Raw genomic sequence first — 13,047 nt, forward strand, 5'->3', positions numbered from 1 at the left:
TTTTAAAATTTTACAAGTTACTTAGTTTTAGAGAGAAAATTTAGAGAGATGTATAATCAACATGTTAAGAATTTTTATAAAGAACCACTGAGATTGTTTGATTTTCAAATTTCAACTGATGGGAAAGATTTTATAAAGGCAATGGGTTCAAAAGGCATTTATTTGTTTTATGGCAACATTCTTGTTGTTGATACAGCATTAATGGTTTACTCTATTTTTCAGAAAGGATAATGATGAGACATGTTTTTTTGAGCTTTCACTATAAAAATGATTGTTGGCGTGTTCAGCAAATAAGGAACATGGGAGTTATTGAAAGTCAAAGACTATTTCATGCAAATGAGTGGGAGGATGTTAAGCGTAAAGGTGATTCAGCAATCCAAAGATGGATAGATAGCAACTTGCATGATTGTTCGTGTTTAATTGTATTAATTGGTTCACAAACAGCTAATAGAAAATGGGTTCATTATGAAATCCAACAAGCCATTAAACAAGGCAAAAAACTTCTAGGAATTTATATTCATCATCTTAAGAATGAGAATGGAAATAAAGATGAGAAAGGTGCAAATCCTTTTGATTATATTCAAGCAGATACAAGGGGTATTCTTGTTACAAGTCCAAGTCCATCTAATCCTTATAAAGACATCAAGGACAATTTAGAATGCTGGATAGAAAAAGCTAGACCTTTAAGAGACAATAACCCTATGACAAGATTTTGAGTCATTTGGTTATTAAGTAGCAGTTTTTAGGGGGGCAATAACATTATGCATTTTTTTTATTCTTCAAATGGTAGCGTTCAATTCTAAAGAGATCTTTTTGGAGCTTGATATATTTTCTGTGTTTAGTCCCATTTGATTTATCTGTTAAAAGAGACTTTTTAATGCACTCTCTAGTAGGTGTTAAAAAGAAATTGAACGCACGATTTCATCGCCACAAATGTTTCGCACTTTAATTCGCAAAGGTTTTTTGGTGCTTGTGATGGTGCCATCCCAAAATTCTTTGGTTTTAACTCCATTTTTAATTACAAAACCCAGTTTATCTATTTTGATTTCAGTGCTACTAACCCAAACGCCATGAGAGTTTTCACAATCTAAAGAAATCAATTCTATCAGTTCCAAGCCATTTTCACTGATTTGTATAGGTGAAAAATTTTTTTCATTTTGTATGGCTTGCAAGGAGCCTTTTTGGTTGAAATCTTTCATTTTTTGCAAAAGAGTGTCGCTGATAAAATTTGTGATTTCTATTTTAAAATGATTGTTTGCTAGTTCTTTGCAACTAAATTCTATTTCGTCATCAACAATGCTTTCGCACAAAAGATTTTTCAAATCTCTTAATTCTATTTCAATTAAAGTGGCGTTATTTTCTTTAATAAACTTTTTCAACTCTTTTTCATTCTCTATATCCACAAAATAAACAATGATTTTTTCCACTTCAAAAGGAATCTCTTGCAATTCTAAATTAATAATTTGATTGATGGTAACCATATCAAGCACCTTTTGCTTGCTATCAAGTAGATTAGGCACATATACAGGAATAGTGCCTAGCTTACTGTCTTCTAAACAACCAAACCAAAAATCTGAAAGACCTGTTGGGTTTTTTTGCAATCCTGTGATGAGCCTTGCCAATTTATCCATGGTTTGCTTAGGGTTTCTAAACAAATTGATGCCATCTTTAATTTCTAAAATTTCAAAATGAGCCTTATTTTTGATAAGCCTATCTCGTGCTGTTTGTATGCTATTGATACCTATATCGCAATGGATAAATTTCCTCTTCAAATCATGAGCCACTTTTGCTAAAACGCCACTCCCTCCAAAGAAATCAGCGACTAGCATGCTTTCATTAGAGCTTGCCTTAATAATGCGTTCTAATAGAGCTTCGGGTTTTTGCGTGGCGTAGTTTACAGATTGTGTATTAACAGCAAATGAAGAGCCTAAACCTGGCATATCCATCCAAATATTAGAGACTTGCACTTCTTTTCCAGATTCGTTTTCACCAATAGTGTGCCAAAGACCTTTTTCATCAATGCTGTAATTAAGCGTTTTTTCGTATTCTTTGTTAAAGACATAATCCTCGCCATTTACATAATAAAGAATGTAATTTGATTTGTATGTCCAATTTTTACCATTACCTTTAAAGCCAATCGTTGAAGCTGTGGTATCCCAAGTAATCATGGTTTTAAAAGAGTCTTCCCCAAACACTTCATCCATTAAGATTTTTACATAATGAACAATGTTGTTATCTAAGTGCATATAAATGCTAGCGGTTTCGCTCATTATGCTTTTAATCGCTTGAAGATTTTCATACATCCAGTTGAGGTAATCTTCTTTTTTCCAGATATCGCCATACATAATTTCTTCAAACGCTTTTAACTCATCTATTTGCAATTCTTTTTCAGTGATTTTTTGAGCTAATTTAGGGTTTTTACGCAGATAGACTTTTTTTGCATAATCTGCCCCACTTGCAAAAGGAGGGTCAATATAGACTAAATCTACTTTGATACCTTGTTCTTTGAGATAAGCACAAGCGCTCACGCATTCCCCACGAATTAACAAATTTTCGCTTTTTTTATCTATTTCGCCTACTTTTTCTATACTTTGAACTTCATATAAAGGCATCCCCCTTTTAATGCGGTAAAAAACTTCATTATTACTACGATATTTTAATAGTCTTTGTGTACGAGTGAAATTATCTAAAATAGCTTGCCCTTGAACAGGATTTTTGGTGTAGGGTATGTATTTTTTCATTAGTCTTCCTTAATTTTAATCAAAAAATTGATTGATTCTATCATTGATATTTTTTGCATAATTTGTATTTTCTTGTAAATACAAGAAATCAAATTTTGTGTAGCCAAATTTTTCATTGTTTTGCTCTAAAAATGTTGTTTCTATAAAAGCTTTCTTTTTCTTAAATTTTTCATCATTAGCATAAATAGAGCCTTTGGTTTCCACCATAAGGACTTTATGGATTTTATTTTCTTTGCGTTGTAAAATCAAAAAGTCGGTTGTGTATTTGCCTATGCTATAGTAGTTCTTATCTCTTTTTTCAAAGCAATTAATCACAAAATCACTTATGCCCCTCTCACCGTTGAAATAAATTTCTAAATGCTTCCTTTTAAAGTCGTGTGATTGCAGCGTATTGATTAAAAGGTCTTTTTCAAAAGAGCTGTCAAAATTGTAAGGCAAGATGTGAAAAGTTTTATCTTTGTTTAAGGTTTCAAAAGCGATGTTTTGGTTGAGTATTTTTATGGCTTCTTTGACGATTGACGAAGGGTTTTTATCAAATGCAAGAATCTGTTTGCAAGTTTCTTGGTTTGGGTAGAGATTTTTGTGTTCTTCAATGGCTTTGAGCTTATCCATAATAAGTAAACTCGCCTCTTTTGGAATAGTTTCTTTGCTAGTATTTAAAGTTCGTTTAATGCTAAAAGCTAGGCGGATATCTTGATTGATTTTGTATCTGTCAAATTCCACATTAAAGACCTTTTGTGTGTTTTTGATGAAAGTGATTTTTTCAAAAATCTTTTGTAATAACGCATCAAATACATGCAATTGCTCACGGCTTATCGTATTGAAACTGTCTTTGCTAATATCTGTAAGCCACATAGAATAATAAGTAGGTTCATCGCCAATGTCTTTTAAGTATTTAATGTCACCTAAGTTAAGATGTTGCAAATCGGTCGTTTTAATACTTATATTTGAATGGTATTGTTCGATGTTGCTTAAAATATTTTGTAATTTTTGCTCGGTATTTGGGGTTTCTTCTTGAGCTATAGATTGATAGGATATTTTAAGTTCATAATAATCCACTTTGGGTAGTTGCAAAAACTCTATCCGTGGCGTTCGTTCTAGCATGGTGTTTTTAATTTTTTGCAAACGATTCAATTCTTCAATGCTTGTGTGTTGTTCAATTTGAAGTTGTTTGTTAAGAATATCAGCGTTTTCTTGATTGAGCCAAATGAGGGCTGTTTCGTCTTTGTTTTTATCAACTTGTCGCAAGCATCGGCAAGTTGTTTGAATGATAGAGTTTTTAGATGAGCTTTTGCTTATTTGGGGCAAAATGACGCTTGTTAAACTCTTGCAATCCCAACCCTCCTTGCCAATGCCCACAAGCAAGATATATTTCTTTTGTGAAAATGCTGTGTCTAATTGTCTAAACTCTAATGTATTTTCTTTGGGTAAAGAATATTTTTTATTTCCCCCATGAAATCGTAAAATTTCATTAGGGCTGATTTTTAAATCACTAATGAGATAAGGATATACTTCTTCTTCTAGCATTTCAATAGAGGAGCAATAAATAGCTACTTTTGCGATGGTATTGTTTGAATAAGTTTTATCGCCATAGGTTTTCTTAAAGTCTTCAATACCCTGTTTGATGATGTGTAAGGGTGATAAGTTTTTAGCTATTTTAACTTGTGGCGTTTTTAAAAAACTTTTAATAGCACTTGTTAAAGGGTAGTAGTAGATGGTGTTAGTAATCTCAGCGATTTTGAGTGTATCATTGGGCGATAATACAATTTTTTCAGCTGACGGCAAGTAGGGTGTGCCAGAAAAACCCAGAACGGTGGTAATATTTTCTGTTTTGCTCCAAGCATTGATGACTTGTCGCAGTTTTATATCTGATTTTTGAGCGTGATGGACCTCATCAATTAAAATATTAAGATGAGGAATTTTTCCTATTAGATTTCGTAATTCATTTGCTTGCAAATCCTTTTCATCTTCATTATATTCAAAATTGAGTTCATTGTCATAGAGACGATTGAGAATGACTTTTTCTGCATTAAGCACAAAAACTCTCCCAAAAGGATTAGGCAGGCATTGATTCACTTTTTGAGCGTTAGGATTTCGTGCTTTATTGCTTTTCTTAGAAGTTGCTTGTTCATCTAAAATTTCAAAAACAAGTTGTTGCTTAAGCTGAGTTGCTGATGGCTCTTTAATGACCCATGAAGGGTCAAAATCAGCAATGGTTTTTAAACTTGGAGCGATAGAGTTCTTTAATCCTTGTGGTATAAGCACTAAAAAATTATGACCAAAGCTTTTATTTTCAGGCTCGTTTTGTGCAAAATACAAATCAAGATAGATAAGGCTTGCCATAAGATAGGTTTTTCCTGCTCCCATAGGCAAGCTCAACAAATAATCTGCGTAACTGACATTATAAAAAATACTTTTGATAATGCGTTCATACTCTACGCTTTCACAATGATTGCAAATCAACTCTTCTAAATGGGGTAAACGAGATTTTTTGCCGACTTTATCGCTGGCAAAACGATAGAGAGCGTAGGCATTTTTATTGTTTTCTAAAAAGTTTCTTGTATGTGTATTGATATTCAGTTCTTGGAGATGCTTAGCATTCTCATCAATAAAAAAACCTTCTGAAAATAACTGCCATAAGGGTTTGTTATTGCCTTCTATCTTTAAAAATAGGTAAGTTTCAATCGCTTGGATTTGGGTTTCTCGTAGTTGCCCTTTTTGTCGTATATAAGTGATAATATTGTTTATCGTGCATCGTTTTGATTGTAACCAATGCTGAACTTTTTCTCTGATTATCTCGTGTAGCATGACACAAATTTAACTCTCTTTTTAAGGATAATTAAAGGATTATAGCGTAAAAGTTTTTAGATTGACTTTCAAGGGCTTAAGGGTGCTTATGCTAAAATTGAGTCAAAAATCAATGCTTAAATTTGCTTAATAAGAGAGTTAATTTAATATGGAACAACCAATCACTAAAGAAGGGACTTTAGCCTTAATTGATACTTTTGCGTATTTGTTTAGAAGTTATTATATGAGTGCTAAAACTAAGCCTTTAACTAATAGCAAAGGCTTTCCTACAGGGCTTTTGACTGGGCTTGTGGGCATGGTTAAGAAATTTTATAAAGACAGAAAAAACATGCCCTTTATTGTGTTTGCCCTAGAAAGTCAAACTAAAACTAAAAGGGCTGAAAAACTAGGCGAGTATAAACAAAATCGTAAAGATGCCCCAGAAGAGATGCTTTTACAAATTCCTATCGCACTAGAATGGTTGCAAAAAATGGGTTTTACTTGTATAGAAGTGAGCGGGTTTGAAGCTGATGATGTTATAGCAAGTCTAGCCACACTAAGCCCTTATAAAACCCGCATTTATTCTAAAGATAAGGATTTTAACCAGCTTTTGAGCGATAAAATCGTGCTTTTTGATGGTAAAACAGAGTTTTTGGCTAAGGATTGTTTTGAAAAATACGGCGTAATGCCAAGTCAATTCACAGATTATCAAGGTATTGTTGGAGATAGTAGCGACAATTACAAAGGAATTAAGGGTATTGGGGGCAAGAACGCTAAAGAATTATTGCAAAAATTAGGGAGTTTAGAAAAGATTTATGAAAATTTAGAGTTAGCACAAAATTTGCTTAGCCCTAAAATGTATCAAGCTCTTATTGAAGATAAAGAAAGTGCGTTTTTAAGCAAGGAGTTAGCCACTTTAGAGAGAGAATGTATTAAGGAATTTGATTTTTCAAGTTGTGCTTTTCCTAGCGAGAACCCCTTATTAAAAATTACAGATGAATTAAAAGAATATGGTTTTGTCTCTACTTTAAAAGATTTAGAAAATTCCCCTTCGCTTTTAAGTTTAGCCACTGATAGGGGCGAAAAAACAGCTAACACCATAGAACAAACAAACATGATAGCTTTAGAAAATACCGAGCAATTCAATGCGTTTTTAGAGCGTTTAGAGACGCCACATGCTAGAGTTTTTATGCGTTTAGTGGTTAGTAAAAAGAAAGAAATTCTAGCCCTAGCATTCTTATGCGAAAATCAAGGCTATTTTTTATCCTTAGAAGAAGAGTTGTTTATGCCTTTTTCTTTAGAGTTTCTAAAAAACGCTTTTTCTAAAATGTTAAAGAACGCTCACATCATAGGGCATGATTTAAAAACCCTATTAAGCTTTCTAAAAGCAAAATACAAGGTGCCTTTAGAAAACATTCAACTCCAAGACACTCAAATTTTAGCGTTTTTGAAAAATTCTGAGAAAGTGAAATTTGATGAAGTTTTAAATGCGTATTTAAAAGAAGATTTAATTACGCATGAAGAGATAAAGGATTTCAATACAAAAAGTAAGGCTGAAAAATTAGAACACATGAGCTTGGAATTAAAAGCTTTAAAGCGTCTGTGCGAGTATTTTGAAAATGGGGGGCTAGAAGAGAGCTTGCTTGTTTTAGCTAAAGAAATTGAAATGCCTTTTATGAAAGTGCTAATAGATATGGAATTTCAAGGCTTTAAAATTGATGTGAATTATTTCACGCAATTAGAGCAAGAATTTAAAAATTCATTGAGTGAATTAGAATCTAAAATTTTAGATTTAATAGGTATTGATTTTAATCTCAACTCCCCTAAACAGCTAAGTGAAGTCTTGTATGAAAAGTTAGAACTTCCTAAAAATAGAAGCAATTCTACTGATGAAAAAAACTTATCAAAAATCATTGACAAACACCCAAGCATTCCTTTAATCTTAGAATACAGAGAGTTAAACAAGCTTGCTAACACTTATGTAGCCCCTTTATTACGCTTAAAAGATAGGGAAGATAAAATCCATACCACTTTTATACAAACCGGCACTACCACAGGGCGTTTAAGCTCGCATACGCCAAATTTGCAAAATATTCCGGTGCGTTCTAGCAAAGGGCTACTCATTCGTAAAGGTTTTATTCCTAGCTCTAAAGATTATTGTTTATTAGGGGTGGATTATTCTCAAATTGAGTTGCGTTTGTTAGCCCATTTTAGTCAGGATAAGGACTTAATGGAGGCGTTTTTAAAAGGGCGAGACATTCATTTAGAAACTTCTAAGGCGTTGTTTGGCGAAAACTTAGCTAAAGATAAACGATATATTGCTAAAAGCATTAATTTTGGGCTTGTATATGGCATGGGGAGTAAGAAATTAAGCGAAACCTTAAATATTCCTTTAAATGAGGCTAAGAGCTATATAGAGGCGTATTTCAAACGATTTCCTAGTATAAAAGATTATTTAAATAGCATGCAAGATGAAATTTTAAAAACTTCTAAAGCCTTTACTTTACTTGGGCGTTATAGGGTGTTTGATTTTACGAATGTCAATGATTATGTTAAGGGCAATTATCTAAGAGAGGGCGTGAATGCGATTTTTCAAGGGAGTGCGAGCGATTTATTGAAACTTGCGATGTTAAAAGTGAGCGAGCGTTTTAAAAATGACTCTTCGGTGAGATTGCTCTTACAAGTGCATGATGAATTGATTTTTGAGATTGAAGAAAAAAACGCTTTGAAGTTAAAACAAGAAATAGAGCATATTCTTAATAACGAAGTTTATTCTTTAAGAGTGCCACTAGAAACAGGTGCGTTTATTGCTAAGCGTTGGAATGATTTAAAAGGTTAGCATTTTTTAATTGAGTTTAAGAAAAAATATATTATTATTGTCCCATAAGTAATACTTAGCACTTTAGCTAATTACAAAAGAATAATAGTAAAGGGAAAAGACTGACGACATGTTGAAAAAAGTTATATTATTAGGGGCATTGGGTGTTGTGGCGAACGCTGAGGAGAGCAGTGCTTTTGTAGGGATTAATTACCAAGTGAGTATGATACAAAATCAGACTAAAATGGTTAATGAAAATGGCACACAAAAGCCTTTGATGAAATTTCCCCCTTATGCAGGGGCTGGGGTGCAAATTGGTTACAAACAATTTTTTGGCAAGAAGAAGTGGTTTGGAATGCGTTATTATGGATTTTTTGATTATAACCATAACCGCTTTGGTGTGATGAAAAAGGGTACTCCGGTTGGCGAGAGTGGTTTTATTTATAATAGCTTTAGCTTTGGGGGCAATACCTTGACGGAAAGGGATTCTTATCAAGGGCAATACTATCTTAATCTATTCACTTATGGTGCGGCTCTTGATACACTATGGAATTTTGTGAATAAAGAAAACATGGTTTTTGGTTTTATGGTGGGCATTCAAGTTGCAGGAGATAGTTGGGCAACAAGTATTAGCAAAGAGATTTCTAATTATGTGAAGCATAGTCATAATGGCTCTACTTATAGCCCAGCAAATTTTCAGTTTTTATTTAATTTTGGGATTCGCACCCATATTGCTAAACACAATAGCTTGGAGTTAGGCATTAAGGTGCCTACGATTACGCATAAGTTTTTCTCTCTTAAAAATGAAAAAGGAGACATTTTAGAAGCTAATATCCGCCGTGTGTATGCGTTTCAAATCAGCTACATGAGAGATTTTTAATCGCATTTAGATACAATCATACCTATTTTGGATTAAAGGTGTGAGATGATAGAAAATTTAGACTGGGAACATTTAGGCTTTAATTATATTAAAACGGATTTTCGTTTTGTAGCTATTTATAAAAACGGCTCGTGGTCAAAGGGCGAGCTGGTGAGCGAAAATATTTTACAACTTAGTGAAGCTTCGCCGGTATTACACTATGGGCAAGCTTGTTTTGAAGGCTTGAAAGCTTATCGCTCTAAGGATAATAAAGCCTTGTTGTTTCGCCCCTTAGAAAATGCCAAACGCTTACAAGACTCATGCGAAAGGCTGGTTATGCCAAAAGTGAGCGAAGAGTTGTTTTTAAAAGCATGCGCTCAGGTCGTTCAAGCTAATATAAAATTCCTTGCCCCCTATAGAAGCGGTGCGAGTTTGTATTTACGCCCTTTTGTTATAGGTATAGGGGATAATCTAGGGGTAAAACCTGCTAGTGAATACCTTTTTAGCGTGTTTTGTGTGCCTGTGGGGGCGTATTTTAAGGGGGGTATAGAAAAAAATGGGGCGAGATTTATTTCCACAACTTTTGATAGGGCTGCTCCTAAAGGCACAGGGGGGGTCAAAGTTGGAGGAAATTATGCTGCAAGTTTGTTAGCCCATCAAAAAGCCATAGAACAAGGCTATGATGATTGCATTTACTTAGACCCCATAACACATTCTAAAATTGAAGAAGTAGGGGCGGCTAATTTTTTTGGCATAACACAGGATAATTGTTTTGTAACCCCCCATTCGCCTAGCATTTTACCAAGCATCACCAGAAAAAGTTTGATGGTTTTAGCTAAAGAATTTTTAAATTTGGAAGTCAAAGAAAGAGATATTTTTATTGATGAATTAAGCGGTTTTAAAGAGGCTGGGGCGTGCGGGACAGCGGCGGTGATTACGCCTATTAGAGAGATTAGACACAATGAAAAAACCTATCATTTTGAAACGCCGGGCAAAGTTACTAAACAGCTCTATGATTTGCTTTTAAACATCCAACAAGGCGAGCAAAAAGCCCCAAAAGATTGGGTGCTTGAAATTCCATTGAATGGTTAGGATTTTACTAGTCGTTTTGAATTTGAGAGAGCGTTCTTATTGTTAGTCATTAAGCGTTTTTAAAAATTCCAAAATATTCTGTTCTCTTAAGACATGCTTATGCGAAAAGAAGCTTTCAATTTGGTGGTTGTTAGAAAATTCTCTTTTATGTGCATAGGCTTTTCTAATGTAGGGGGCAAATCCAAAAGGATTTTCTAAATTCCTTAAGGCGTTTTTCAAACTATTTTCATTTTTATTTAAATTATCAAAATAATTGAGCAAGACTTCTCTTGTTTCATAACTCAAAATGTCTGAACCTTTAAAGAAAGTAACATCTTCATTAGCGACTCCATACACATAAATTGCATTAGGCTTAGGGAGGTTTGAATTCCACATGGGGCGAGAAGACTGAAGATTTTTTTCACCCTTATCATTTTTAGAGAACTTAATTTCAATACCCACCACATAATTAGAGGTAAAAACCAAAAAATCAGGGTAGTTTTGTGAGCCAAAAGGTTGGTATGAAAAATGGCTTGTAATGTTTAAGAAAGGGTTTTTGATGATGTGGGGATTATATTTTTTTCTAAAACTTGCTTTTTGAGATGATTAAGGATAGTTTTTATTTCCTTGCTAGGCGTTTCTGCAATATGGTTTCAGTTCTTCTTTCAAATCGCCACTAATTTCGCTAAATTCCTTTTTTAAAGCGTTTCTAAATTTATCTTCAAATTGCTCCCCTGTGCTAGAGCTTGCAAAAAACTTTCTTTTTTTTAGAATTTCCTTAAACACATTTTCAAGCATATAATTCCTTTAGTCTGCAATATTCTTCCACAAAATCATAGGTAGAAAATCCCAAAACTTGTGTGTTTTTATGAGCAAGTTTATTAAAATCAATTTTATTAATAATGGCTAGGGCTTCCTTTGAATGGGCTTTAATGAAAAAATATTGCCGGTTTTTGACAAGCAATTTTGCATTTGTAATCTTTTCGTTGTAATCATAAAAGCCCTGTCTCACAACCGCAAAATCCCATTGATACTCTTCTTTGTTGAAATACTTAAGGGTGTTTGGCGTGTTATTGTGGATATAGGTTATAAAGTCATTATGGCGGATTTTTGGAGGGTTATAAATGCGTTCATCTTTAAGATTTAAGGCAGTATTTTTATGCATATAGACTTGAAAAACGCATTTCACATCATAGGGACGCTCATTAAAAATAAAGGCGTTCTTTTCTAAATTGACACTCAAAACCAATTTTGCACGCTCATCAATATGTTTTTGAATGGAATAGCGTTTGAATAAGTTAGGCAAAATAAACGCAACAATGGGTGCTTCGTTTAAAGATTTGTTTAAAAAATCTAAGGCTAATTTTCCCCTATGACCAAAGGGAGGGTTACCGACAACAATACGCTTTTGATTGAATTTGATAAATTCTTTTAAGTAATCTTTTTTCTGAATACTTTGAGCGTTGGGGGCAATATCAAGGGCGAGCAAATTAGTAATTCCTAATTCTTTTAACGCATAAACAAAACTTCCATTTCCAGCACTTGGCTCTAAAAAATGAAAATTGATTAAGTCTAGCCCTAAATTTTGCGTGATGAGATTTCTTAATCGCTCTAAACAGAAGCGTGCGATTTTTGGATTTGTATAAAAAGCGTCTAGGTTTTTAAAATCTTTCAATACAGCGTTACTAGCCATTTTTAATTGAAATCAAACCCACCCACTTCGCCTAAACTCATGCTTTCATAAGTGGCGTTCACATAACCATTACGAGTTTCACAATTTAGGACTTGTTCGCATTTCAAGCAACTTGTTACTTGTTTATCATCTTGACAAGCTTGTAATTTCAAAAGAGCGTCATTAAAACGCTCTTCATATTCTAATTTTTTAGCACTATCTTGCATTATTCTCCCTTTAAATGTTCTTCTAAAATTTTAGCCTCGTAAGCACTTGTTAAATAGCATTCGCATTTCTCATGATAACTTGCTACGCCTTGTTCTAACAAACGCTCTTTAATGCCCTTATTGAAACAAAACGCTTCCCCCTTAGCTTTTTCAATCATAAAAGCTAGTGGAAAGACTTCAAAAAGCTTGCGTAATTTCTTTTGGGGGTAGGAAAACACCCCACCTTTTTTAATCAATAAGTGATGCACATCAGCTACCATGGCTCCTGAATAGCGTAAGCGGTAATTTTCTTCAAAAAGCGTGTTTAAAGCTTTTTTTAGTCCTAGAGAAAAGTCTTTTTGATTGCCCCCACTAGCGATGATTTTACCCTTATTTTCCAAAGTAATTATCTCTATGAAATGGAATTGATTTTGATAAAAAGCATAGCGATAGACTTTATCTAAGGCTATGACTAATTCAATTTTATGTCCAAAAACCACATAAAGGCTTGCGACTAAGTTTTGAGCTTTAAAATCGTTTTCATAAATTCCCATAATCGTGCCAACTAAGAAATTTGCTTCCATAACCGAACTCCCATCTAAGGGGTCATAAGCGATACAATAAGAGCCGTTTTCTTTAGTAATAGGCATTTCTTTTTCTTCACTAAAGACACTTTTTATTTTTTCTAAACCTAAAAAATTTTCTTCTAAGAATTTGTCTAGGGCTAAATCCGCCTTGATAGGGGTATCTCCGCTACTATTTTCTGATTTGGTATAACTCCCTGCATCAGGTTTTTCTAAAATTTCTTGAGCTTTTTTAGCCCCTTTTTCTAAAAGAGAGATGATTTCTATAACAATATTTGCATGCGTGCCTTTAAAATGTTTGTAATCCAT

At 33.7% G+C, this 13,047-nt stretch carries 10 protein-coding genes and 1 pseudogene; 5 read left to right on the top strand and 6 right to left on the bottom strand.

Annotated elements, in window-relative coordinates; genetic code table 11:
* Positions 1 to 48: 48 nt before the first annotated feature.
* Together HCD_RS04685 and HCD_RS04690 are read left to right on the top strand one after the other, a co-directional pair.
* On the top strand, positions 49 to 231 hold the full coding sequence (locus HCD_RS04685) for a hypothetical protein (RefSeq protein ID WP_014659442.1): 183 nt from the start codon (positions 49 to 51) through the stop codon (positions 229 to 231).
* Between the two features lie 2 nt (positions 232 to 233).
* Positions 234 to 716 carry a TIR domain-containing protein gene (locus tag HCD_RS04690; protein ID WP_227624857.1) on the top strand — a complete coding sequence of 161 codons (483 nt, stop codon included), beginning with the start codon at positions 234 to 236 and terminating at the stop codon, positions 714 to 716.
* A gap of 180 nt (positions 717 to 896) precedes the next feature.
* On the opposite strand, the gene HCD_RS04695 is transcribed toward HCD_RS04690, so the two are convergent.
* A complete protein-coding gene (locus HCD_RS04695) occupies positions 897 to 2,741 on the bottom strand; it encodes a DNA-methyltransferase (protein WP_014659444.1) in 1,845 nt (614 codons plus the stop codon).
* Between the two features lie 15 nt (positions 2,742 to 2,756).
* Positions 2,757 to 5,549, bottom strand: coding sequence for a DEAD/DEAH box helicase family protein (locus HCD_RS04700; protein WP_014659445.1), 2,793 nt, complete (start codon positions 5,547 to 5,549; stop codon positions 2,757 to 2,759).
* A 148-nt stretch (positions 5,550 to 5,697) separates the two neighbouring features.
* Here HCD_RS04700 and polA point away from each other — a divergent pair, with 148 nt between their 5' ends.
* The 3 genes from polA (at position 5,698) to HCD_RS04715 (ending at position 10,297) form a co-directional block, all read left to right on the top strand.
* Positions 5,698 to 8,367 carry a DNA polymerase I gene (polA, locus tag HCD_RS04705; RefSeq protein WP_014659446.1) on the top strand — a complete coding sequence of 890 codons (2,670 nt, stop codon included), beginning with the start codon at positions 5,698 to 5,700 and terminating at the stop codon, positions 8,365 to 8,367.
* A gap of 109 nt (positions 8,368 to 8,476) precedes the next feature.
* Entirely contained in the window at positions 8,477 to 9,226 is a 750-nt protein-coding gene (locus tag HCD_RS04710) for an outer membrane protein (protein WP_014659447.1), read from the top strand.
* A 45-nt stretch (positions 9,227 to 9,271) separates the two neighbouring features.
* Entirely contained in the window at positions 9,272 to 10,297 is a 1,026-nt protein-coding gene (locus HCD_RS04715) for a branched-chain amino acid aminotransferase (protein WP_014659448.1), read from the top strand.
* 42 nt (positions 10,298 to 10,339) lie between these two features.
* Here the strand turns inward: HCD_RS04715 and HCD_RS04720 are convergent.
* The 4 genes and pseudogenes from HCD_RS04720 to HCD_RS04735 all read right to left on the bottom strand — a co-directional run bounded on the left by HCD_RS04720 (position 10,340) and on the right by HCD_RS04735 (position 13,047).
* A pseudogene (locus tag HCD_RS04720) lies at positions 10,340 to 11,074 on the bottom strand (type II restriction endonuclease).
* Entirely contained in the window at positions 11,067 to 11,969 is a 903-nt protein-coding gene (locus tag HCD_RS04725) for a type II methylase (RefSeq protein WP_014659449.1), read from the bottom strand. The pseudogene HCD_RS04720 and the gene HCD_RS04725 overlap by 8 nt, the downstream one beginning before the upstream one ends.
* A 2-nt stretch (positions 11,970 to 11,971) precedes the next feature.
* Positions 11,972 to 12,175 (bottom strand): hypothetical protein, encoded by a 204-nt coding sequence (locus tag HCD_RS04730; protein ID WP_014659450.1) that lies wholly within the window; start codon positions 12,173 to 12,175, stop codon positions 11,972 to 11,974.
* Entirely contained in the window at positions 12,175 to 13,047 is an 873-nt protein-coding gene (locus tag HCD_RS04735) for a class 1 fructose-bisphosphatase (protein WP_014659451.1), read from the bottom strand. Before HCD_RS04735 ends, HCD_RS04730 begins: the two co-directional genes overlap by 1 nt.

This window comes from Helicobacter cetorum MIT 99-5656, from assembly GCF_000259275.1.
Lineage (GTDB): Bacteria > Campylobacterota > Campylobacteria > Campylobacterales > Helicobacteraceae > Helicobacter > Helicobacter cetorum.

Excerpts from the sequence above, each read along its gene's own strand:
- HCD_RS04695 (WP_014659444.1), bottom strand. The coding sequence starts at position 2,741 with ATGAAAAAATACATACCCTACACCAAAAATCCTGTTCAAGGGCAAGCT.
- HCD_RS04715 (WP_014659448.1), top strand. The coding sequence starts at position 9,272 with ATGATAGAAAATTTAGACTGGGAACATTTAGGCTTTAATTATATTAAA.
- HCD_RS04725 (WP_014659449.1), bottom strand. The coding sequence starts at position 11,969 with ATGGCTAGTAACGCTGTATTGAAAGATTTTAAAAACCTAGACGCTTTT.
- HCD_RS04735 (WP_014659451.1), bottom strand. The coding sequence starts at position 13,047 with ATGGATTACAAACATTTTAAAGGCACGCATGCAAATATTGTTATAGAA.
- HCD_RS04730 (WP_014659450.1), bottom strand. The coding sequence starts at position 12,175 with ATGCAAGATAGTGCTAAAAAATTAGAATATGAAGAGCGTTTTAATGAC.
- HCD_RS04710 (WP_014659447.1), top strand. The coding sequence starts at position 8,477 with ATGTTGAAAAAAGTTATATTATTAGGGGCATTGGGTGTTGTGGCGAAC.
- HCD_RS04700 (WP_014659445.1), bottom strand. The coding sequence starts at position 5,549 with ATGCTACACGAGATAATCAGAGAAAAAGTTCAGCATTGGTTACAATCA.
- HCD_RS04690 (WP_227624857.1), top strand. The coding sequence starts at position 234 with ATGAGACATGTTTTTTTGAGCTTTCACTATAAAAATGATTGTTGGCGT.
- polA (WP_014659446.1), top strand. The coding sequence starts at position 5,698 with ATGGAACAACCAATCACTAAAGAAGGGACTTTAGCCTTAATTGATACT.
- HCD_RS04685 (WP_014659442.1), top strand. The coding sequence starts at position 49 with ATGTATAATCAACATGTTAAGAATTTTTATAAAGAACCACTGAGATTG.